23 protein-coding genes are annotated in these 22,064 nt (G+C 44.3%); 11 read left to right on the top strand and 12 right to left on the bottom strand.

The window, feature by feature from the left end; all coding sequences use genetic code 11:
• Positions 1 to 8 precede the first annotated feature (8 nt).
• The 3 genes from ACRRS0_RS20730 to glpG all read left to right on the top strand — a co-directional run bounded on the left by ACRRS0_RS20730 (position 9) and on the right by glpG (position 2,087).
• Entirely contained in the window at positions 9 to 710 is a 702-nt protein-coding gene (locus tag ACRRS0_RS20730) for an ABC transporter ATP-binding protein (RefSeq protein ID WP_432455709.1), read from the top strand.
• Between the two features lie 211 nt (positions 711 to 921).
• A complete protein-coding gene (gene glpE, locus ACRRS0_RS20725) occupies positions 922 to 1,248 on the top strand; it encodes a thiosulfate sulfurtransferase GlpE (RefSeq protein ID WP_432455710.1) in 327 nt (108 codons plus the stop codon).
• Positions 1,245 to 2,087 carry a rhomboid family intramembrane serine protease GlpG gene (gene glpG, locus ACRRS0_RS20720; RefSeq protein WP_432455711.1) on the top strand — a complete coding sequence of 281 codons (843 nt, stop codon included), beginning with the start codon at positions 1,245 to 1,247 and terminating at the stop codon, positions 2,085 to 2,087. Before glpE ends, glpG begins: the two co-directional genes overlap by 4 nt.
• Here glpG and ACRRS0_RS20715 read toward each other — a convergent pair.
• Complete coding sequence (locus ACRRS0_RS20715; RefSeq protein ID WP_432455712.1) at positions 2,068 to 2,469, bottom strand: flagellar basal body-associated protein FliL; 402 nt, start codon at positions 2,467 to 2,469, stop codon at positions 2,068 to 2,070. The two genes, glpG and ACRRS0_RS20715, sit on opposite strands and share 20 nt — an antisense overlap.
• 223 nt (positions 2,470 to 2,692) lie before the next feature.
• On the opposite strand from ACRRS0_RS20715, the gene ACRRS0_RS20710 reads away from it, so the two are divergent.
• Positions 2,693 to 3,247, top strand: a complete 555-nt coding sequence (locus tag ACRRS0_RS20710; protein ID WP_432455713.1) for a chorismate--pyruvate lyase family protein — start codon at positions 2,693 to 2,695, stop codon at positions 3,245 to 3,247.
• 31 nt (positions 3,248 to 3,278) lie between these two features.
• Positions 3,279 to 4,118 carry a 4-hydroxybenzoate octaprenyltransferase gene (ubiA, locus tag ACRRS0_RS20705; RefSeq protein ID WP_432456130.1) on the top strand — a complete coding sequence of 280 codons (840 nt, stop codon included), beginning with the start codon at positions 3,279 to 3,281 and terminating at the stop codon, positions 4,116 to 4,118.
• Positions 4,119 to 4,124: 6 nt separating this feature from the next.
• Here the strand turns inward: ubiA and plsB are convergent, their stop codons facing one another.
• On the bottom strand, positions 4,125 to 6,518 hold the full coding sequence (plsB, locus tag ACRRS0_RS20700; protein ID WP_432455714.1) for a glycerol-3-phosphate 1-O-acyltransferase PlsB: 2,394 nt from the start codon (positions 6,516 to 6,518) through the stop codon (positions 4,125 to 4,127).
• A gap of 222 nt (positions 6,519 to 6,740) precedes the next feature.
• On the opposite strand from plsB, the gene ACRRS0_RS20695 reads away from it, so the two are divergent.
• Positions 6,741 to 7,454 (top strand): PEP-CTERM sorting domain-containing protein, encoded by a 714-nt coding sequence (locus ACRRS0_RS20695; RefSeq protein ID WP_432455715.1) that lies wholly within the window; start codon positions 6,741 to 6,743, stop codon positions 7,452 to 7,454.
• Positions 7,455 to 7,468: 14 nt separating this feature from the next.
• Here ACRRS0_RS20695 and ACRRS0_RS20690 read toward each other — a convergent pair whose 3' ends face one another.
• The 7 genes from ACRRS0_RS20690 to ACRRS0_RS20660 all read right to left on the bottom strand — a co-directional run bounded on the left by ACRRS0_RS20690 (position 7,469) and on the right by ACRRS0_RS20660 (position 13,962).
• On the bottom strand, positions 7,469 to 8,215 hold the full coding sequence (locus tag ACRRS0_RS20690; RefSeq protein ID WP_432455716.1) for a M15 family metallopeptidase: 747 nt from the start codon (positions 8,213 to 8,215) through the stop codon (positions 7,469 to 7,471).
• A gap of 4 nt (positions 8,216 to 8,219) precedes the next feature.
• Positions 8,220 to 9,497 (bottom strand): TRAP transporter large permease, encoded by a 1,278-nt coding sequence (locus tag ACRRS0_RS20685; protein ID WP_432456131.1) that lies wholly within the window; start codon positions 9,495 to 9,497, stop codon positions 8,220 to 8,222.
• Positions 9,497 to 9,970 carry a TRAP transporter small permease gene (locus ACRRS0_RS20680; RefSeq protein ID WP_432455717.1) on the bottom strand — a complete coding sequence of 158 codons (474 nt, stop codon included), beginning with the start codon at positions 9,968 to 9,970 and terminating at the stop codon, positions 9,497 to 9,499. The genes ACRRS0_RS20685 and ACRRS0_RS20680 overlap by 1 nt, the downstream gene beginning before the upstream one ends.
• A gap of 55 nt (positions 9,971 to 10,025) precedes the next feature.
• Positions 10,026 to 11,051, bottom strand: a complete 1,026-nt coding sequence (locus tag ACRRS0_RS20675; RefSeq protein ID WP_432455718.1) for a TRAP transporter substrate-binding protein DctP — start codon at positions 11,049 to 11,051, stop codon at positions 10,026 to 10,028.
• A gap of 74 nt (positions 11,052 to 11,125) precedes the next feature.
• The gene (locus tag ACRRS0_RS20670) at positions 11,126 to 12,178 is read right to left on the bottom strand and encodes a LysR family transcriptional regulator (RefSeq protein ID WP_432455719.1); all 1,053 of its coding nucleotides are present in this window, start codon (positions 12,176 to 12,178) and stop codon (positions 11,126 to 11,128) included.
• 282 nt (positions 12,179 to 12,460) lie between these two features.
• On the bottom strand, positions 12,461 to 13,054 hold the full coding sequence (locus ACRRS0_RS20665; protein ID WP_432455720.1) for an NADPH-dependent FMN reductase: 594 nt from the start codon (positions 13,052 to 13,054) through the stop codon (positions 12,461 to 12,463).
• A 2-nt stretch (positions 13,055 to 13,056) separates the two neighbouring features.
• Positions 13,057 to 13,962: a DMT family transporter gene (locus ACRRS0_RS20660; RefSeq protein WP_432455721.1), complete on the bottom strand. Its 906-nt coding sequence runs from the start codon at positions 13,960 to 13,962 to the stop codon at positions 13,057 to 13,059.
• A gap of 124 nt (positions 13,963 to 14,086) precedes the next feature.
• On the opposite strand from ACRRS0_RS20660, the gene ACRRS0_RS20655 reads away from it, so the two are divergent.
• Positions 14,087 to 14,572, top strand: a complete 486-nt coding sequence (locus ACRRS0_RS20655; protein WP_432455722.1) for a MarR family winged helix-turn-helix transcriptional regulator — start codon at positions 14,087 to 14,089, stop codon at positions 14,570 to 14,572.
• Positions 14,573 to 14,671: 99 nt separating this feature from the next.
• Here the strand turns inward: ACRRS0_RS20655 and ACRRS0_RS20650 are convergent, their stop codons facing one another.
• Positions 14,672 to 15,274 (bottom strand): alpha/beta hydrolase, encoded by a 603-nt coding sequence (locus ACRRS0_RS20650; protein WP_432455723.1) that lies wholly within the window; start codon positions 15,272 to 15,274, stop codon positions 14,672 to 14,674.
• A gap of 337 nt (positions 15,275 to 15,611) precedes the next feature.
• The gene (locus ACRRS0_RS20645; RefSeq protein WP_432455724.1) at positions 15,612 to 16,631 is read right to left on the bottom strand and encodes a patatin-like phospholipase family protein; all 1,020 of its coding nucleotides are present in this window, start codon (positions 16,629 to 16,631) and stop codon (positions 15,612 to 15,614) included.
• 423 nt (positions 16,632 to 17,054) lie between these two features.
• Here ACRRS0_RS20645 and ACRRS0_RS20640 point away from each other — a divergent pair, with 423 nt between their 5' ends.
• The 4 genes from ACRRS0_RS20640 (at position 17,055) to ACRRS0_RS20625 (ending at position 19,940) form a co-directional block, all read left to right on the top strand.
• Complete coding sequence (locus ACRRS0_RS20640; RefSeq protein WP_432455725.1) at positions 17,055 to 17,462, top strand: PH domain-containing protein; 408 nt, start codon at positions 17,055 to 17,057, stop codon at positions 17,460 to 17,462.
• 41 nt (positions 17,463 to 17,503) lie between these two features.
• Positions 17,504 to 18,166 carry a rhomboid family intramembrane serine protease gene (locus ACRRS0_RS20635; RefSeq protein WP_432455726.1) on the top strand — a complete coding sequence of 221 codons (663 nt, stop codon included), beginning with the start codon at positions 17,504 to 17,506 and terminating at the stop codon, positions 18,164 to 18,166.
• 408 nt (positions 18,167 to 18,574) lie between these two features.
• Positions 18,575 to 19,231: an START domain-containing protein gene (locus tag ACRRS0_RS20630; RefSeq protein ID WP_432455727.1), complete on the top strand. Its 657-nt coding sequence runs from the start codon at positions 18,575 to 18,577 to the stop codon at positions 19,229 to 19,231.
• 160 nt (positions 19,232 to 19,391) lie between these two features.
• Positions 19,392 to 19,940: a hypothetical protein gene (locus tag ACRRS0_RS20625; RefSeq protein ID WP_432456204.1), complete on the top strand. Its 549-nt coding sequence runs from the start codon at positions 19,392 to 19,394 to the stop codon at positions 19,938 to 19,940.
• A gap of 915 nt (positions 19,941 to 20,855) precedes the next feature.
• On the opposite strand, the gene ACRRS0_RS20620 is transcribed toward ACRRS0_RS20625, so the two are convergent.
• Positions 20,856 to 21,791, bottom strand: coding sequence for a fibrinogen-like YCDxxxxGGGW domain-containing protein (locus ACRRS0_RS20620; protein ID WP_432455728.1), 936 nt, complete (start codon positions 21,789 to 21,791; stop codon positions 20,856 to 20,858).
• Positions 21,792 to 22,064: the final 273 nt, after the last annotated feature.

Below are 22,064 nucleotides of genomic sequence, written 5' to 3'. Positions count from 1 at the left end.
GACGACGAATGTTAGAGTTAAAAAATGTATCGACTCACTATGGCCCGATTCAAGCTTTACATGATGTTAGTGTGAAGGTAAATGAAGGCGAAATTGTCAGTCTGATCGGCGCCAATGGCGCGGGTAAAACCACTTTATTGATGACTTTGTGTGGTGATCCTCGAGCCAGCAGTGGTCAGATATGGTTTGATGGTAAAGATATTACCCACCGCCAAACCCATGACATTATGCGTGGTGATATTGCGGTGGTTCCTGAGGGACGACGAATATTCTCGCGCCTCACCGTTGAAGAAAATCTTCGAATGGGGGCCTTTTTTGCGAGTAAACAGGAAACCGAGCAACGGATCCAAGAAATGTATGTCTTGTTTCCGCGTTTATTGGAACGAGTCAATCAACGGGCGGGCACCATGTCGGGAGGGGAGCAGCAGATGTTGGCGATTGGTCGTGCTTTAATGAGTAATCCTCGCTTGCTGTTATTGGACGAGCCTTCTTTAGGTTTGGCTCCGATTATTATTCAACATATTTTCGATATCGTGGAACAATTACGCCAACGTGGGATGACGGTGTTTTTAGTGGAGCAAAATGCCAACCAAGCGCTGCGGCTGGCTGATAGAGGCTATGTTCTGGAAAATGGTCGTATTGTGTTAGAAGACACTGGCGATAATTTATTGGTGAACGAAGAGGTGCGTAAGGCGTATCTAGGTGCCTAGGCTCGGTTGTTCATACACAAAGCGAAAGCAGCCTTCGGGTTGCTTTTTTTATGCGAGAACATGCTAGTGACAAAGATGAGTACTGATTATTCTGAATGCCGAATCTGCAGCGCCCCAAGCAAACGGTTGGCATTATATCCCCTTCGTTTTGTCTCTTTTTCTTTGTGCGTAAACCAGTTAAAGTGGGCAAAATAGCTCGCAGTGGATCATCATGGAACAATTTGAACAAATCGACGTAAATGGCGCTCAAGATAAAATTTGCAATGCTGGGGCGCTACTATTAGATATGCGTGATCCGCAGTCCTTTGCTCAAGCGCACCCAGTGAATGCTTTTCACCTTCACGACGGTAGCCTTAATCAATTATTAGCAAATACCGACTACGATACGCCGCTAATTGTGATGTGTTATCACGGTATTTCTAGTCAGGGGGCGGCACAGTATTTATTAGAGCAAGGATTTGAAGAAGTCTATAGCTTGCAGGGAGGCTTTGAAGCATGGCGTGTAAAGGCACCGATCACCAGTGGTGAAGCAGAGTGAAGCAATTAATCGTCCTGGCGAATCCTCGCGCGGCACAGGCCTATGTAGACTATATGGCAGTGTTGCATATTGAGTGTCAACTCGCACCCGCGGAGCGAGGGGTGGCGATTATGCTGAACGATGAGTCTCAGCTTGAACGTGCGGAAATTGAATTAAAGCAGTTTTTAGCTAATCCGAATGCTGAAAAATATCATGCGGCTTCATGGACTATGGCCGACAGTCGCAAAGCCTCATTTTCTTATGGTGGCTCGGGGGTGATTAAAAACTCCTTTTTGGCTCATGCGGGTCCGGTGACACTGCTGGTATTGCTGATATCAGCCGTGATTTATGCGCTAATGAGCTTCGGTTTTAATCGTTATTTTATTGAACACCTGACTATTACTCCTCAGCTGAGTATGCTCGCTTCAACCCAGTTTTGGCGGGTCATCACACCGATTTTTTTACATTTCTCAATTGTTCATATCGTGTTTAATGGCCTGTGGTGGTGGCAATTAGGTGGAGAGATCGAGCGTCAATTAGGAAGCTCTAAGTTATTATTGATTACGATTGTCGCAGCAGTGATCCCCAATGTAGCACAGCTACTGGCTTCCGGACCGTATTTTGGGGGCTTATCTGGGGTGGTGTATGCATTGTTGGGGTATTGCTGGTTTACGGGGTGGCTACGTCCTAAAGCTGGGCTGCAGTTAAGCCCTTCAATTGTGGGCTTTATGTTGGTCTGGTTGGTGATTGGCTTTATGGATGTAATTGGGCCATCTACGGCGAATCTGGCCCATCTGTTTGGCTTATTCGTGGGTTGTGCTCAGGCGGTATTTGATAAGTTTACTGATAAAGATATTTAGTAAACAGTAACTTATTGACCAGCTTTTTACCGGTTTCTTGCACTAAGAGGTCATTCACTGCCTCTTCACACATCTGTCGAATTTGTTCTCGGCCAGTTAAGGACTTTACATCTTCTTCGGCTTGATGGCCTAAAATTTCAATGATCGCGTCGCGGATCAGTGGGGCGTGATGCTCAATGTTGGCTAAATCCCCTGCGTTTTCTACCATGATGTCGGCGGTGATTCGCACATAGCCTAGCTTCTTCCCTGTGCTAATGTAGTTCGTAATAATATCCGGTTCTAGCGCAAAATAGGCATAGCTAGGATTACCAGCTTCTTCGGCCTTGATGACGGTGGAGAATAACAAACTAAATGTTATAAGCAATGCTTGGCTAAATTTCATACGATCCTTTGATTCCTTGATAGTCCTAGCTTTATTGTTTGTGCTATCGAGCGTTTGGTCAAGATGCGCAGCTAAATTTAGTCAATAATTTATCGTTGCTGAAAAGAGCCTAAAGGAAATGCAAACGTGACCGCGCAAGAATAGCATAATGGGCGAATCGGGAGTTTACTTTAATCTGTCAATTGCCGGATAATAAGGCCATTATTCAACAATAGTAATACCAGTGAACTCAAAACAGCCTTATCCTTATCAGGCCGATGGTCGTTGGCAACAGCCACAAAATGTTGAATTAGAATCAACTGCTTTAGCTGATTGGTTACTTTATCCTGGTTCGCTCACCGCACGTTTGCGCCAGCATTGCCAGCATTTTTCCATCCAAGTGTTATTTGAAGGCTATTTGGAAATTACCGAGGCTGAACGGCAGGCTTTGGATTGTGAGGGGCCTTACTGGGTCAGAGAGGTCTTACTGTGCTGTGATGACTTACCTTGGGTATATGCACGTAGCGTCGTTCCGCAGGATTCTTTAGCGGGAGAGGCTGCAGCGGTGAGTTATTTGCAAAACAACTCTTTAGGAGAGTTATTGTTTACCGACAAAGGTCAGCGACAAACTTTAGAGCTGTGCCAAGTTGATGCGCATTCTGCGCTTCAGCAAAGTGTTGGGCCAAAGCAGCCGCTGTGGGGGCGACGCTCTCGCTTTCTATTAGCTGGTGCACCGCTACTCGTGGCCGAGTTTTTTTTACCCGCCAGCCTAGCTTATCAAGGAGTTGATCGTGCTTGATTTGATCAAAGTACACCCATACTGGCAGCTGATGCGCGCCGATAAACCCATCGGTACCTTATTGTTATTGTGGCCTGCCTTGTGGGCTTTGTGGTTGGCGGCTGAAGGACCACCTAAACTGTCGGTGTTGCTGGTCTTTGTATTAGGCGTGTTTTTAATGCGATCGGCTGGCTGTGTGATGAATGATTATGCCGATCGTGAGGTCGATGGTCACGTTAAACGCACCGCTCAGCGCCCTTTAGTCAAAGGGCTGGTTTCTGAACGCGAGGCACTTGGCTTGTTTATTGGCCTGGTGGCTTTGGCATTTCTATTGGTTCTGACCCAAAATTTGCTGACCATTGCCTTATCGGTTGTGGCTTTAGCATTGGCGGCAATTTACCCTTTTATGAAGCGGATTACTCATCTACCACAGCTATTTTTGGGGGTGGCTTTTGGTTGGTGTATTCCGATGGCCTATGCCGCCCAAAGTGGTCAGATTGCACCTGAGGCATGGTTGTTATTATTAGCCAACATTTGTTGGACGATTGCTTATGATACTAAGTATGCAATGGTGGATCGTGAAGATGACTTGAAGATAGGGGTAAAGTCGACCGCGATTTTATTTGGTCGTTATGACAAACTAATAATCGGTTTATTACAGTTGGCTTGTTTGTGCTGTTTTGCCGCGATCGCCTATTTAAAGCAATTAGGCTTAGCCTTCGATATTGGTTTGTTAGCGGCGGCGGCTTTGTTTGTCTATCAACAGAAATTAATCCGTTATCGGCAACGGGAAGCCTGTTTTAGTGCGTTTCTCAATAATAATTATGTTGGTTTGGTGATATTTATTGGTATTGCCAGCCACTATGGATGGCTGGCGTGGTTTGCCGCTTAGACTAAATTAAGTCTCGAGATCGAGTAATTCACTGATCGAATCATAGACGCCATCGGCTAATAGTGGCGCTAGTTTGCCAAATAGGTTCTCAGCCACCTCCACTTGGTTATAGCCATGTTCGCGGAATAGAGCCAACAGACTACTGGTGATGCGTTTGTCGTAGTATTCCGGTGCATTGATATGGTGCAGCTTGGCTAAGCGCTGAGCGGCGGCTAAAGCTTGTTGTTCCAGCTCGCTACGAGTCAGGTGCGGTCGTTTTGCCAATAAAGCCGCCACAATGGCATAGCGATGTAAGCTTTCTTGGGCAATCTGCGCCAGTAGTAGCAAACGGCCACGACGGTGGCTGTCTATTTTAAAACACTCTCCGTTTTCACTGATTAACTTTAAAGCGACAAATTCAGCTAAATAACGCTCGCATAACTGGCTAATATCATCTACTTGATAGTGTAAAAACAGCTCTCCTTTAAGTAGCGGATAAAGTTGTTCGAGTAGGCTGACTAGTTGAGATCGGCCAATGCTGCGATGCTGTAATAACACGGCGGCAATAAAGGCTGGGATGATCAATAGGTGAATGATGTTATTGCGATAGAAGTTTAACAAAACCTGCTGCTTTTCATCCAAACCAATGATGCTGCCTAAATCGTCTTCCCGGATCTCAAATTTGTTCAAACTAATGGCTTGTTCCAATAGGGAATCTGCATCTAAGTCTGGCAATGTAACATGAGTGCTATAGGGCACATTACGGATCAGGCTGCTACAAAGGCTGATTTGTTTAGCTAGTTGATTACGCGGCAGAGCGCGATTTTCTGCAGCCAGTAAAATAATGGCACTTAAGCACAAACCGTTCACTGCTGCGGCACTGTTAATGTTTTCCATGAGTTGCTTAGACACTTGATTCACTGCCGGAACCAACCATTGCGGTTTCAAGCCCTCTTCATGGCTCTCTCGCCACTGTGGTGCAATTTGATTGAGTTGTTGATTGAGGTTAATTGGCTCACCAAAATTGACGTAACCATGGCCAAAATTACGCAGCTTGCTTAACATGCCAAATAGCGAAAGCAAGGATTCCTTATCTTTGGTTTTTCCCTTGAGTTCCTTGTAGTAAGTGCCTACTTCCATCACGTGTTCATAACCAAAATAAACCGGTACGATGGTGACCGGGCGCTCCAAACCACGCATCATGGCTTGTACGGTCATGGCGAGCATTCCGGTTTTGGGGGGTAATAAGCGACCCGTTCGACTGCGGCCTCCTTCGGTAAAGTATTCCACCGAGTAGCCGCGACTAAATAGTTGGCTAAGGTATTCACGAAATACGGTTGAATACAGTTTGTTGCCCTTAAAGCTGCGTCGAATAAAAAATGCGCCCGCTCGGCGGAAAAAGGGCCCCGCAGGCCAAAAGTTTAGATTTACCCCGGCGGCGATGTGTGGCGGCACCATGCCTTGGTGGTACAGCACATAGGAGAGCAGTAAATAGTCCATGTGGCTGCGATGACAAGGGGCATACACAATTTCATGACCCTCTTGTGCCAGCTGGCGAACCTTTTCGGCGTGGTTTACTTCGATTCCTGAATAGATCTTATTCCATACCCAACTTAGCACTGAATCAGCCATACGCAGGTTACGATAGGAAAAATCGGCGGCAATTTCTTCAAGATATCTGAGAGCCGTTTGTTTGGCTTCAGCTTGGCTTTTGTGGTTGTTTTTGGCTTCGTCGCTGATGGCGGCGCGAATGGTCGGCGAGGCGAGTAATTGTTCAAACATATGACGACGGATGGGCAACTTCGGACCAGTGGCAATCATCTGCATACGGCTAAAGTGGATCCGTGCCACTCTTGCCAGCTTGTGGCCAATTCTTTGGTCGGCACCATGGCGTTGTGCCATTTGTTTCAAGGAAACCGGGTGACTAAAGCGAACTAAATTCTCGCGACCTTTAAACACGACTTGCCAAGCTTTCTTGATTGGACCCGCGGGCCGCTTGGTTTTGCCACTCATTAAATCATCAACGCTTTCCCGACCAGGGTAGCGATCCCAAAATAATTTTACAGGCATTAATTGCACATCGTGGTTTTGTTCACTGTGATGAGCGCGTAATGCCTGAGTGAATTGCTTGATAGTCGCTTCCGAGGTCTCGCCCTGTCGATCGCATAAAAAGGCCACTCGCTGATGAATTTCCCCTGCGAAACTGACAGGCGTCAAGGGATCTGGTAGCCCCAGTACTTTACAGGCGAGCTGCAAGGTGAGTACATCAGCTAAAGATGCGCTGGGGATCACATAAATGATCGGTTGGCTCAAGTCTAAAGAAAACTCGTCGATTGGATTTTCAGGAATAAATTTCCCGCGGGTAAAAAAGCGAATGCTTGAACGTAAAATCGCCAAAATTGGAGAGGGCAAGTGTAACATTTAAAAGAACTTATGTTGGTGAATGGATACACCTTGCAGGGTAGCAGACTTCTTAAAAATTGGCTGCAACTAGCTGTGAAATCTGTTGACCTAAGTCAAGTGTTTTGTGCGCTAGAGCTTTGTTTAAAAGCTCCGTATGATTGGCTTAATGCGGTCAGCAGCACTATTATGTGTAATGCCGTTAACATTTTATTAACTCGATATATCAGTCAAAGGATTGTCATGAGCGTTTCCCTTAGAGTCATTGCTGTTTTTTTTCTCGCTGTCTTGCCAAATATGGTGCATGCGGCCTTTATTACGACGAAAGAGGCGCAGTTAGATGCCATCTATTCGCAAGCCAATTTTGGTAGCAAAATCATCGATATTCGTATCGGTACTGCCACCGAGCTGGTGTATCCTGAGTTTTTGGATATCACGGCTAGTAGCGAAGTGAACCAGTTATTTAGTTTGCACCAAGGCCCCGCCAATGTGGTGAACTTCTATTTCATTGATACGATTAGCGCCTGTGGCAGTTTCACCTCGGCAAGTATCGTTGGCTGCGGTGAATACCGAGGCAATGACTTTGTGGTTGAATCTACATTTGCTGCGGGTTGGAGTGGCGCCGAGCTGCTGGCGCACGAATTAGGGCATAACCTAGGTTTACCTCATCTTTCGGGTAATTACCTCATGAATCCAAGCTTGAATCGCTCTACCTTATTAACCCCAGCAGAAATCACAACTATTTTCTTAAGCCCTTTGGTGCAGAATGAAAATGATTATTATTGGATCGATATCAATCCGGTATTAATTGTGGCTGCCGCCACCACGGTGGATGAGCCCGCCAGCCTGCTATTATTTATGCTTGTCGGAGGCATGTTTTATCGGCTTCGTCGTCAGCGAATGAAGCCCTTAAAGTTAAGCGATGCGTTCTGTTGCAGGCAGGGCATCGCAGCATAGGGATTAAAATCGATTTATCGTTGTAGTTGTTGCTGCCAGAGCCGCTCGATACCACTGGGTCGAGTGGCTCCAAAAAAGGCACAACTTTGCTGTGTGGCTAGAGCCCACAACTGGTTTCCATAGTCATAATGCCACCACTCACTGGCTAAATTGCTAAAACCAGCGTTAGTCATCGCGTGGTAAAGTAAACGTCGGTTTTGCTGTGCCAACTGTAGCGCTTTACTTAAAGCTGGCCGTTCGAGTGCAGCGGTCCATGAGTCGTCACTGGCTTCGTCGAACAGAGTTCCCATGTTTAACAAACGACCATGTTGGTCACACAAGGTCACATCTACCGATCCGCCTGTTAGATGCGGACTTGGAGCCTTGGGATCGGTGCTGGGGGGCGATACTAGATTTCTCGCTTTATCATTGCATTGTTGCGGACTGAGTTCGGGATTCGCATGCTCCATCAAGTTCATTAGCGTATCAAATAAGTATTGTTGAACTGGAAATGGACGCCAAGCATCTAATATCACCAAATGAATACCAGTTGGGAGTAATTTCTCAGCTTCTATCAGACGTTCGAAGACTGAAGCGCGAACAAAACACTCTGAAATTGCATGGCGAATTTGCATTTTATGATAGGCCGGATAAACCTTGATCGATGAAGACAAACTCATTGGCTCGAGTGGCTCGTTATTGTCACAAATTTGGATTTCTTGGAGCGCTTTCCAATCCGGTAGCGCTTGCTCTGGAATAGTTCTGGTAACGAAATGATTCATGAGATTACTTAAATAAACTGGGAAGGAAAAGAGTTAGCGACGGAATGAAAATTAACAGCAATAACACCATTAGCGCAATTAACACGAAGGGCCAAATGGATTTAAACATTTCATGTAAATCTAATTTGCTGACGGCTGCTGCAACATAAACGCAAGCACCCATGGGGGGGGTGATTAAAGCAATTGTAATATTCATGGTAATGATGATCCCCAAGTGGATCGGGTCAACCCCAGCTTGTAGTGCGATGGGAGTAAATACAGGCGTCAGTAGCATTAATGCCGAAACTTCTTCCATTAACATTCCCGTGATAAACGTGATTAAGCTAATCAGCAATAGTACCAATGTCGGGTTTTCAGCAAAGGGTTGTAATGCGCTGGCAAATTGATTGGGAACCTGCGCATAGGCGAGTAACCAGCTAACCACCGATGATGCGCCAATGATGATGAAAATAGCGCAGCTTAATATCACGGTCTCTTTTAAGGCCAGCATCGCCCCGCTGATCGTGAGTTGTCGGCTGATCAGGCCGATTAGCAGGGCATAAACCACAATCAAGACCCCAGATTCGGTCGGGGTGACAAAGCCAAATACAATGCTGGCTACTATGATCAGTGGGGCAATGAGGGCTGGGCCTGCAGCAACTAAGGCTTTAAGCACTCGGCTCACCGAAGGGCGCTGCGATGAAATACTTAAATTGGCTTTTTTGGCGTAAAAATAATTAATTACCAAAAACGCACATCCCAATAAAATGCCTGGAATCACCCCAGCCAAGAATAAATCCCCCACCGAGGTATTGGTCACCGATGAATAAAGGATCATAAAGATACTAGGGGGAATGATCGGTCCGATTAAGGAGCTACCGGCAGTTAAACCTGCAGCATAAGCGGTTGAGTAGCCGTCTTTTTTCATTGCGGGGACTAACAGTGACCCGAGGGCAGAGGTATCTGCTACGGCCGAGCCATTGACGCCAGCAAAGAAAATACTAGAGACCACATTTACATAGCCTAAACCGCCCCGTAAATGGCCGACTAAAGATTTAGCAAAATCCATCAACTTCGGCGTCAGACCTGCGGCATTCATTAAATTACCCGCGAGAATAAATAAGGGGATCGCCATTAAGGAGAACACATTAATTCCGCTAAAAAATTGTTGGGGTAGCATGCGTGGCAATAAACTCAGGTCAACAAAGTAAAAGCCAGTAATCGCCGTCAATATCAGACTAATGAACAGCGGCAGACCCAGTAATACGTGGATCAAAAAAACCAATAACATGGCCACGAGCATCACGAGAGCGCTCCTTTATTTGGGTAGGGGCCACGAAGTAGCGCCAAAACAAAAAGTACGGCAAAACCAATTGGAAGGCTTAACGAAGGAATCGTCTTGCTAATGCCTAGGCCCATCGTATGAAAACGAGATAGAGAGATGGCATAGTGGGCGCTGGTGTAGCTAAAAAAGCCTGCAATCGTCAATATCAGTAACCACCGATACCAATGCAAAACTCGATTTAATTTTACGGGAAGATAGCGCTCAATGATGGAGACTCGCATGTGTTCATCTCTTAAGTACACAGCTCCTGCAGCCAGCATAACCGTTGCTATAATGACAAACCGTGAGAATTCATCGGTCCATATTGGCGCACTATTTAGCAGGTAACGTGCACAAACGCCGTAGAATAATGTGAGTAAATTTAAACTAAAAGCGATGACCGCAATGGCTAACATCAAGTTGGCGAAGCGTTCAAGAATAGCGTGTTTCATATTTATATCCGATATAGACGCCCTAAGGCGTCTCATCTACTGGGGAAGGGAGACCTTATTGGGCGTCTTTTAGGGCCATATCGATCCATTTTGTATCGATGTTTTGTTCTTTAAGCCAAGCTAAATAAGAGGGCTGACCAATTTCTTTAAATGCGGCCAGTTCTTGTGCGCTAGGACGATAGACTTGCATCCCCTTATCTGCCAAGAATTGAATTCGCTGTTCGACTTGTGATTCAACAGCTTCGCGGTTCATGCCATTGGCTTGGTTTACTGCTTCTTCTAAAGCTTTACGTTGCTTAGGGCTAAGGCTTTTGAGTAGTGCATCGTTGGCCACTAAGAACTGATCGGAGTATTGAATGTTGGCCAGTGTTAAGTACTGTTGTACTTCGAACAGACTCCCCAAAATGATATACATTGGTGGGTTCATTTGACCATCGGCAACGCCGGTACGTAAGCCCATATAGACTTCGGTCCATGGGATCGGTGTGCCAGAAGCGCCAAATGATTCGTATAATGCGACCTGACTTTTGTCCATGGCTCGGAAGCGTAAGCCTTTGAAATCAGCAGGAGAGTGGATTGGACGTTTATTGTTGGTAAAGGCTAAGAATCCCCCTTCTTCAACGACGGCTAACAGGTGAGTATTGGTGCGCTTGTAAAATTCTTGTTGGGCGCTTTTCCAGTATTCACCTTGATCAAAAAACTGATGAGCCTGCTCGAAAGTGCCAAACATAAAAGGGATGGCGCTGACAAAGATTTCAGGGAACTGAGGTGAGATCCCGCCAAAAGAAGCAATGTTCAGGCTGGGGGTATTCATCACCTGTTCCATGCGTTCTTCTTCTTCGCCGAGCATACTATTGGGATAAAGCTTTAATTGAAGTTCTCCCTGGGTTTTGTCTGCGAGAATTTGTTTTAAGTTACTCGCAAATAGGTGTACTGCATTTTTGTCTGCATCGGGCGCACCGTTATAGCTTAAATTAATGGTTTGAGCAGACAGTACGCTGCTGAATAGAAGACCAATACCTAACGCGGCACTGGCTGACCACAAACGCTTTGTTACCGGAGTAGTTAAACTGCTAAACATGTCGATTCCTTTTTTCATATTGCAATTTATGGGTGTATAAGCACCTTATATGTTGTGTTGTTGATCAATCAATATCATTCGTGTTGCAAAAAACTCAACATATCTTGCGGCGCATCGTGATTAAGAAACTGAGTTGAGTTTTGTAAATGGGTGAGCAAGGCTTTTGCCGGTAAGGTAAGCTCACGCTCTTTTTTACTGAGTACCCGTGCTTTGGCTTGTGACAAAATATCGTGATTGGTCTCGACAACCGCAATAGTGCCCTCGTTGACTTCTGATTGAACGGTTAAGCGAGGCATAAAAGTGATCCCTGCCCCAGAAGAGACAAAGTTTTTTAACACCGCGACCGAGTTAGTTCGTAAACGAGGCACTAGAGAAATCCCGCCAGTCTCTTCAGCAATATTCACTAAGCGACCCATGCCTGTAGATTGATCGATTAGGGCTAGGGGAAAGTTGACCACTTCACGAATGTCAATTTTGCGTTTGAGTTGACTTAAAGGGTGGTGGATTGGGGCAATAATATCTAAGGGGTGAATCGTTTCGATATGGCATAAAAAGCTGGGTTGATTCACCGAGGCATAAGTAACCGCAAAGTCGATTTGGTCGTCTTCTAGCAGTTGAATGGCTTCCTTGGCACCAGCCATTTGCACGCTCAGTTGAATTCCTGGATATTGATTGAGAAAGCTTTGCAGTGAGGTTGATATGAGGTCGGTGATAAAACCTTCGCCAATGGCGAGCCTTACCTCGCCAGCGCGTAAGCCGAGTAAGTCATGAATTTTGGAGATAGTGACGGCCTCGCTGGCTTGCATTCTTCTAAAGTAGTGCAGTAGCTCTTGGCCAGAAGGGGTAATTAAATTGTTGTTATTGGCACGATCCCAAATACTGACACCGAGTTTCTCTTCTTGTTGGCTGAGTGCTCGGCTAATCGCCGACGGATCAACATTGAGTTTGACAGCTGCCTTTCGCAGCGAACCGTAGCGCTCGATTGCATTTAAAAATTCAAGTGCTCTAGGGTTTAGTTGTTTCATCGCGGTACTTTCTTCTTTGAGTGATGTTGTTTTGCGTGTCGATTGAACCATTCTATTTTCTGTGGCCATGTTGTTTGGCGCATCAGCATATGGTTTTGCCATCTCACCATACACCGCTTTAATAAGTGATTAAAATCATTAAAAGTGAGATCGCTAAATCATGATTCTGCTTACTTGAGCAGCCAAAGGGGACGGGTAAGCTGGTAAAGCCAGTGCTGGTGGAGGGTGAGAAGGTATCAGTGAGGCGAGCCTGTTTATCGATACCATGAATGGTTTGGTTGACCAAGTAAGATAAACAGGACTGTTCGGTGTTTAATCAGATATGAACAAAACGCTGCAAAAACGGCACTCAAAGTAAGGCATGGTCGCGAGGTGATTCATTCACTACATCCCATAACGAAATGTTTCACCAAGCTTTAGCATTTCTCGATGCACCGGAGCGAGCGCTTGGGCGTATGCCGCAAGTAGTTGCATGCTATATTGGCTACGCTGGTGCAACTGAGCATCTTCGCAACATAAATCAGACTTAAATAGCGTTTCGCAGTTGCGAAATATTAGCTGGTCCGGCAAAAAGCAAACATGATTATTTTTGTTACCGGTCATGCGAAGTTCACTAATTGGGTAAACACCATTGATACTGGCCGATACACTGGCGAGCAGTGCAGGTTTATGGGCTAGCTCTTGGTCGCTACATAATAGTAAAAAATTCTTGAGTGCGGGCGTTGCCATGCCATGCCACTCTGGCGTGATGAAAATAAAAGCATCGGCCTGTTTCAGGGATTCGGCAATGGGTCGCCAAGCTTGCCATTCTTCACTACCACTCCAAAAGCCTTCATTCCAAAACGGCAAGTTGAGCTGATGTAAATCGAAAACACTGGCCTGTTCAAAATGACTGAGGCTTAGTTTTTCCAGGTAATTAGCCACCTTTAAACTGTATGAGTTAGCACGTTGGCTACCAGAAATAATACAAATTTTCATTGTTACTCCTTACATATTTGAGATTGAAACTTGAGAGGATTTGCTTGGCGAGGTGCACGAGGCGTCGCCAATACAATGGATAACAAAATCGCGAATGCGCCAACCAGCTGTGGCCAGCTTAGCGTTTGGTCGAGCAGTAAGTAACCTAGAAAACAGGCCGATACACTACTTAAAAAACCGATAAATGACAGCGTTACCGTTGGCAGTTTTTCAATCCCACGAAACCAAAGTGAGTAAGCGATCATGGCACCGAATAAACTTAGATAGCTATAGCCTAGATAATTGTTCGTCGAGAGTTGGCTGGGAAAACCTTCTTGCCAAAGCGCAATAGGGAATAACATTAAACCGCCAAATAAGAGTTGCCAGCCAGTGAATCCAAGCATGGTCATACCGCTGGGGCGCCCCCATTTCTTGGTCATCACCACGCCTAAAGCCATGCTGATGGTGCCAAGAGTCGCCACCAAAATTCCAGCCAAATTAAGCTGAGCCTGGTTATTGAGAACGAGTAGTGCGACCCCGCCAATGGCTAATCCGCAAGCAAAAAGTTGCGCCGATGAGATCCGGTTGCCTAATAGCAAGCAACTTAAACCAATCACCAATAGTGGCTGAATTGACATCACCAAAGCCGCCATACCACCGGGTAAATAAGTTGCGGCAAAAAATAGGCAATAGAAAAATAGACCAATATTTAACAAGCCGAGGCTGGCAATGCGCCACCACCAGCCCGTTTTAGGCCAGGCTCGGCTAAACAGTACTAACAAAATGCCAGCGGGAAGAGCCCGCAGAGAGGCTGCAATCAGTGGGCTGTGCGGGGGAAGTAACTCTGTGGTCACAATATAGGTACTGCCCCAAATAATGGGTGCTATAGCGGATAAAATAATATTCTTCAGTGATTGACTGGGGCTCATGATGGACCTCGATAAGCAATAATATGATTAATTATCTTCCTTGGAAGATACTTTCTTAAAAGTAATGGATGCCGTTGATTTAATCAAGTATCTTTTACAAAAGATTTTTACCAGAGAGATAAATATGCCGGAAGACAAAGTTGATAAGATCCTCGCTCAATGGCGAGTGGCAAGACCTGATTTAGATTGTTCGGTCATGGGGGTGGTGGGACGCTTAGGTAGAACTCACGGTCAGTGGCGACACCAGCTAGACCAGATATTTAACCAGTATGGATTAAGCAATATTGAGTTCGATATTATGGCAACGATGCGCCGCAGTGGCGAAGCCGTGACGCCGACTCAGCTTTATCAAACGCTGATGATCTCGTCTGGTGCGGTAAGCAAACGTATTGAAGAGCTGGTGCAACGTAACTTGGTGCAGCGGATTGCCAGTGAGCAGGATCGACGTAGTTGCAAGGTGAGACTCACTGAACAGGGCCAAGTCTTGCTCGACCAAGCACTTAACGCTCATGTTGCCAATATGAACAAAATGCTGAGTCCGCTGGATCCAAAAGAGCAACAACAACTCGCTGGTTTACTTAAAAAGCTACTGCTCTCAGAGGGTTTATAAGCAGCCTGAACAACGCTTAAAAACGGTGCCGGCTTGTGGTCAACGCTCCGTTTTATTTTCAGCATAGTGAAGTGCGATACTTTGGTTTTTCGATTTTGCTTAGCTAAAACGCTGAGCAATAAATTTGGCAGCTTTCGCTGCACCCTCGTTAGAAATGCTATGTAGGGTGTCGGGTTCGTATTGGGTTTCTACTTTGTAGCCTAAGTCGCTTAAGCGTTGTGCGGCAATTTGGCTTTCGGAGCAGGCGATTACCGGATCTTTTTGCCCATGGATCAGCAATACCGCTTGCTCTTGGCTCTTAGAATAAGGCTCGGGGGAAGATAATCGGCCAGAAAAGGCCACCACGCCAGCAATTGGTAGGCGGGAACTTACCAGTAAATCCAAGGCCATAATTGATCCTTGAGAGAATCCAGCAAGGATGATTTGGTCATGTTGTGGATCTAGTTGATGTTCTTCTAGTACGGCTTGAATGCTCAGATCGAAGCTTTTTCGTGCTTGGGTAATCCGTAATGGACGGGTTTCGTCACTGATCCCTGTCACACTAAACCATTGGTAGCCAGGGCCCTGGTCAAAAGGAAAGGGAGCATTGGGGGCAATGACTAAGGTATTGGGTAGGCTTTCGGTCCAATAATTGACCAGGCCTTGCAGGTTTTCGCCGCTGCTGCCGACGCCATGTAACATGATAACTGCTTGTTTACTCATCTGCTGACACACCTTGAATGAAATAATGGTGTTTAGCTTAAACTATCTTTTCCTTGATGATTAGTCTTCAAAAATGGGAGTGATTATTAACGCTATGGCGATAATCTTTCGCGAATTTGGCTTGGTCGCTAGAAGTGGGAGCAGTATTTTAAGACTCTTTGGCCTTCGCTTGTTTTACTTGGGGTGAGGCCTATCCATCGAACGCTAGAGATTGGAGGCTAACGGTCTCTGGCAATTCGATGAACAGGTCTCATTTATTTCGCCTTAGAGCCTTGTTATATTGACGCCCTTCAGCGTTAAAGCGTGCCTTTCTAAGTGGAATGAGTATCACTAGAACTTATTTATTCGGTTTGTTTTCGTTGCCGTCGTACCAATCAAGGTATTGACTCGCACCCACCTGACCCGATTCGACTAAGGCTTTTTTCTTCTCATCGGATAGATCAAAATCGGTGGTGCTAACACCTAGGGTGTCGATGTACACGGTGCGAGCCCAATCATCACTATGTAAGTGCGCATTTTGCTGTGCTTCTAATATGGTATGGATCAGTGCCCAGCTATAATCGAAGAAATTATCGATTTTTTGCTGACTAGGCGCCGCGTGATCGCGAAATACCGCAATCTCTTGTTTTGAATCGAGCCTGAAGCCAAGAGTTTCCCGGTTATACACATAGTTAGAGATAGGCCGTTGCAGGGTGGTGATTTGTGAATTGATTGATTTGTAGTAATCGGGTTCATGGTAGTTGTGGTTCACATATTTCTGGCGATCAAACAGCTTGATGGGGTAGTTGTCGAGTACTCCGCCATCTACATAAACATCGCCACGGATACTACGCTTAGCGGCAAAAAATAGTGGGATCGACATCGAAATCCTCGCTGCATCGGCAACGCAGATCCTTGGCGTATGCTGTGCTGAGAATACTTCAGAAAAAGATGTTGATAGGTTGGTTCCCATAAAGTACATAGATTTGAAGCCTTTACTGTCTTTCATCGCTTCAATATCTGCGAAAGTGCTCTCGCTATTGCCAGTTTTTTGCTTAATCAATTGGCCTATCCAATTGCGAAAGAAGTCGCCTTTATACCAACCAAATTGCTCTATTAAACGTTCGGTATCTCGAACCACGCCCCAGGAATCATCCATAAAATTGTTAAAATCTAAAGACCACAGGATCTGCTTCATTTCTTCGTTGGTGTAACCCAAGCCCACCAGCACCGCATTGATTGCTCCGGCAGACGTTCCGCCTACCCGCTGAATATCTTGAATAATGGCTCTCTCTGAAAACACTTCGAGTGCGCCAAGGTAGGCGATGCCCTTCACACCACCTCCTTCAAAAACGAAGTTTTTAAAGTGATAGTTCATGCTGTTATCTCCCGATGGTTGATGCCATTAAATATCTTGCTGTTTAGGGCGATACCCCAAGCACGGTTAGGGTCTAATTAAATCCCAATTCTTGGCCCCTCTTGGTGTTCTTGCATGGGGGCGAGTGTGTACATTCAGTAGAGGGTTCGTCCTCCTAAAAGCCTAGCTATTAATGAGCTATTTGCCATTAAAGAATGGCGTGAAGTGACAACTATCTTTATACAGCTGCAGAGGGGGCGGATGTTTACGGTTGATGAAGGACGTAACATAGCTTTTAATTGTCTGATAAGTAGCGATTTTATGTTAAAGTTAGAATGCTTATTTGAGATGGTTAGTGGAGAGTTGTCAGACAAATTTGCTGTCAGCAATGGATTTATACATTGTCAGATGTTTTGAAGCGCATATAAAATTGGAGGCAATTGAGTGAACAAAGAACAGGCGCAGCAGCATATAGAATCGTGTTTGCAAGAAAGTGATTCATTCATTGGTTTCTTTCAAGCCATAGAGCCACCAAAGATCTGGTTGTTCTTTTTGATTGGTCCCTTGGCTGTATTTAGCATGAAAAGCTATTTTTTAGCCGTGACCGAAGCGGGTATCTATTTTCATAAGTTGAGTCTACTCGGAAAGTTTAATGGCTATGACTTCTTTACCTACGACGACATTGAGAATGTAAAAATTGGAAAGGGTTTACTGCAGCGGCCCATTAAATTCAAATTTAAAAATAACCGAAAAATTACCGTGAAGGCTCAGTTAAAAGGCGTCGAAAAAATTGCCAAAATAACGCCCGAGGTACAGCAGTATATCGAAGGAAATATCCCCGTAATATCATGATTTTATTTCTTGTATCCAGCCTTATTTATGGGGGTGGATTAGTGGCGCTAAAACCATCGCCGAATAGTTTGAAAGCGAAGCCCATATCCTACAGGGAACATTTTGGCCTTGTTTGGGCGGCGATGTTTTCAGGCCTATTATTGATGTTGGTATTTCTGGTGACAAGCGATTTTGGTTTTATCACGGTTAACGACAATCTTTATCGCTTACTCTCACTTAATAACGATTTTCAACACAATAAAATTTGGCCGATACAAGCGATGACTCACTTGTTGATTCACGCTGATCTTTTACATCTTTTTTCAAATGTGCTTGGCTTGGGCGTTGCTTCTGTCTACCAAAGAAGGGTGGGGGCTAGACGATTTTTTGCCGTGTTATGTGTGGCAAGCGTGGCGTCTATTCCATCGATTTTACTCTTTTCCGAACCAGTTTCAGTATGTGGAATATCTGGCGGGATATTTGGTTTGGCTGCGGCATATTTTACTGATGAAGATGGTTTAAGTTTTAAGGAGTGGGGGAGTGCAATATTGCTATTTGTATTTCTGATGGCATTGTTTTCTCTGCAATCAACATTTTACCGTCATTCCAGTGTGAGCTTGGATTTGAACATTGACCACCTAGGACATGCGATGGGGGCTATGGGTGCGATTATCTATTGTCGGTTAAAGCCAAGAGCAATGGGTAAGCAAGCCGAGAGCGGTTAAATGGAAAGCACCTAAAAACGTGCTTAGTGTTATTTTTTGGTCAATGTTTTACACGATTGAACGGCCAACTTTATTTTAAGATACAAAAATTACGGTTGGCATGATCCGTTATCTTCTCTGGTGTTTGGCGATGTATAATTATGCGTCAGCTTTTGACAGCAGCTTCTCGATATTTTCTAAACGCATGTTACTAGACTGCCAGATTTTTTTGCAGAGTTGTGCCGCTTACCGCAGATGACTATCAAAAAAGCCAATCACAAGTTCTTCAGCACCATAATTAATATAAGCGTGTTTTTGCCAAATGGCTTGAAAGTGCGAGGCTTAAAAATTGCTGAACGTTGATGGCACCGAGTGTGCGTTTAAACTGCTATAGTGGCCAATCAGGACGTACACAATAATGGATGAATAATGGGTAGAGAGCTATTTGTAAGCGTACCGCGTTTAACCATCATGTTGGCGTTGTTGGCGTTGTTGGGTTTATTCAGTTGCTCTGTCTCCCAGCGAGAAGCGGCAGACCAAAGCTTAATCAATGCGGACTTTAAGATCGAGTTAAGCCAATACCAACATAGTCCCTATAAACAGGTCGAAGCCCAATTTACTACTGAGCAAAATTTACAATTGGTATTTAGAGTCTTGTCTGATCTGCAGCGCACCGCTCAATGGTTCGAACACTTACAAGCAATTGAAACCTTGGAAATATATTCCAATCAACAGTTTTTGTTACGCACTATCATCAAAAGTCCTTGGCCGTTTACGGATCGAGAACTCATTACCTGTGTTGCCACCGAATTTGAACCGAAGCGCATTCAAATTCGGGTGAGCGCTTGTTCAGACCGTTACCCGCCGAATCCTCAGTGGGTTCGTGTGAGCGCAACCAATGCCACTTGGACCTTGCAGCAACAAGCATCGGGTACAGTGCTGGTGAATTATAAGGCTTGGCTCGATCCCAATGGCAATGTTCCGGCGTTGTTTTACAACCAACAACTGATTGCCTCAACGACTGCTTCTCTGCATCAACTAATCAAGCTGATCGAAAGCTCTTCATTACAGCAGTATGCCTATTGAGGGCTTGTTATTATTGTGTGTCGGAGTCATGTTGAGTTTGCTTTAATGGTGAAAGTTTCTGATATACCCGATTTCAGATAATAACTGCGACATTCATGGAAAGGTGTAGAAGAGGAAGAAAACTGCCGAAAGTGGTACGCTCTTCTCGCCAAGTACTACCATGAATTATCAGCAGTTGACCGAGAGGAGAAGATATCAGATTTCAGCCCTTTTGGAACAGGGGATTTCAGTACCAGAAATTATTGGAATTAAAAAGGAACTTCTTAAAAGAGGAGGGCAGCTGGAAATTGACTCTATCTGTGCAACAATTTTATATCGACATTTGACTCAGAAGCAACGAGTCGATGCGATGGTTTTAATTAGGTCACTCTCCAATCCCATTTTAAAAAGTAAGTTAATCACAAAAGCTCTGGATGCTACATATTTAAATCCGCAATGGGGGATATGGTCGATGACTAATGATGAATTACAAGCAGATAAAGACTTTCATGAATTCATTGATTCATTTGCTAGTTACATTGGACTTAGTGCCTCAGGATTAGGCGTCAAAGAGTTAATTGATAGTGCGAGAAGTAACCAAAAATTGGCTAAAGGTGGAATTGTAATGTTAGTTATTTGGGGGACAGTTGCATTTAATAAATCTGAGTTAAATAAAGTCAGCAAAGAAATTAATAATAGAACTGTAATGCTTACTTCGGAACTATATTGATGGTCATTAGAATTATCGTAAACATATTAATTGCATTGTTAGTATTTTGGTATTGGAGTAATAGTGAACCCTCGAAAAAGGATGGGTTATTTTACGTCTTTTTTATAAGTTCGCAAATTGGGATTTTCTTTGCCTATGAGAAAATTGCTAAGCTTAAGGATCAACTTAAAGAACAATCTTCTGTAGAGCCCGTGAGCACAAAAGATACGAAATGAAGGTGATAGTCTGAAGGCTTGCCGTGGATAAGTATCGAAGCACGCAAGTCTCATTAGGTTGTCGTTTGCTCAGGCCAACAGAGAATAAACAAGAATAAAAGACATCCATCCCAATTTAGCCCAACTGGTATTCAGTCATTAGTTGCCTGAACTGTCAGTAGTGTTTTCTTGGAGTTATTGCCATGCCTCGGTTAAGACCGTCGCAAGTCAGCTTATCGAATACACCTTATTCCCACTGTGTTCGACGGGCAAGATAAGCAAATGGGCAAGAGCTACGAGCATCCATCCTCGCGAGTGGATTTAAAGTGGCTGTCATAAATAACTTATTGATGTTTGTGCTTACGCAGTCATGAGTACATTAAGGTCGTAGGCTTCGGATTTTGGTCGTGTTACTTTGGGTGTCTTGATATTTAGAGTCTTCCGTCTCGCTGACTGCCAGTTTTTATCCCCCTCTTTGTTAATGCTGAACTTTTCAACATCAGGCTGCTTTCTGTGTATGAGGAGTGAATCTTGTTGCCCTATGGAAGCGATTTAACAGAGGCTTGTAAGTGGCTGTTATAAAAATACAAAAGGAAAAATTTTTGATGAAATTTTTAAATTGCTTGAAAATAGAGCAACTACTTTCATAGTTTAAAGGAAGTAGCATAGCCCCGCTTTATCTAATACGAGGCTGGGAGATAAATAAACCTCCCTTAGAAAGTTACTTTATAAAGTAAAGCATCTTATTTTGTTGACTGTAGGACGTGCCACCGCTATATGGATAAACATCAAACTTCACAGGTCCAGCGTTGTATACTGATGCCCCGTTCATAGAATGAGTCCCACTAGTATTTGCAGCGGTAATAAATATCGCAGAGAAGTTTCTAGCCCAATCAGTAACTGACGCCCACAACACCGAAGCAGTAGCTAAATCTTCTGCAACGACTTCAGGCTGTTTACTAGCAGGAGCTAAACGCATAGTGTCAACACTAATAGTAGAGACTCTTCCATGCTCGTCTATGGTCATAAAACCTTCACTCATTAGAGATAACAAAGCTTGCCAGCTATCTTTCTCAAGAACCCCTAATTCATCGAGTTTAACACTGCTTGTTGCAGTTTTAGCTGGCAGGTTGTCTCGATGATTGACAATCAGAGTCCATCCGCCGCCATAATTAGTCATATCACAATACGCTTCAAATGGAGCTACTCCAAAGTCTTCTCCATCAGGGTCGATTACATAATAACCATCACCGGTAGACTCCCCAGCTAAAATAATATCATTACAACTTTGTCTCACAGTTTGAACTTTCGGAAATTCCAAACTCCAATCTCCAGCCTTTCCCTCAGCTGAATACCAAGTCCCGTAATAATCAGAATTAGCATCCTTAAGGCCAACAAAATAGGTCTTTTGTTGCATGCCCTCTATTTCAAAATAAATATTTTTTTCGTTCTTAATTGATCCGTTGAATAACTGAGAATCATTAACAATTGAAACAACCGACTCACCATTTTTCACTAAAGTAAATTCTACGCTACTAGTAGCAATCAATTCGTTATCAATAGTTTCATCCATTGATAACACTGTTGGCATCTCTGTATTGTTGGCTTGAACAGCCAGTGAAGTCACAAAAAACAAGCTTGCTATCTGATATTTCATTTCATCAAAAACCTATTATCTAATTAAAATGCCAAAAATACACTTACCTTATAAATAATTCAAATATTATGATGCCGTTTTTTTTATAAAACTGTAAATTTCTGGGATAAAATCATTTAGAGTGAAGTAAGCTGCGTATTTCGGTGATTGCGATCGCTTGTTTCGGTTTATTCCGATCACCTGTTCCTACGGCAGAAAACTAAGACATCCATCCCAACTGGTATTCAGTCATTAGTTGCCTGAACTGCAGGGCGGGAGCATACTTTGATGGAT

This window comes from Agarivorans sp. QJM3NY_29 (assembly GCF_050870835.2).
GTDB lineage: Bacteria > Pseudomonadota > Gammaproteobacteria > Enterobacterales > Celerinatantimonadaceae > Agarivorans.
This window is presented reverse-complemented; position numbering and strand designations above follow the sequence as displayed.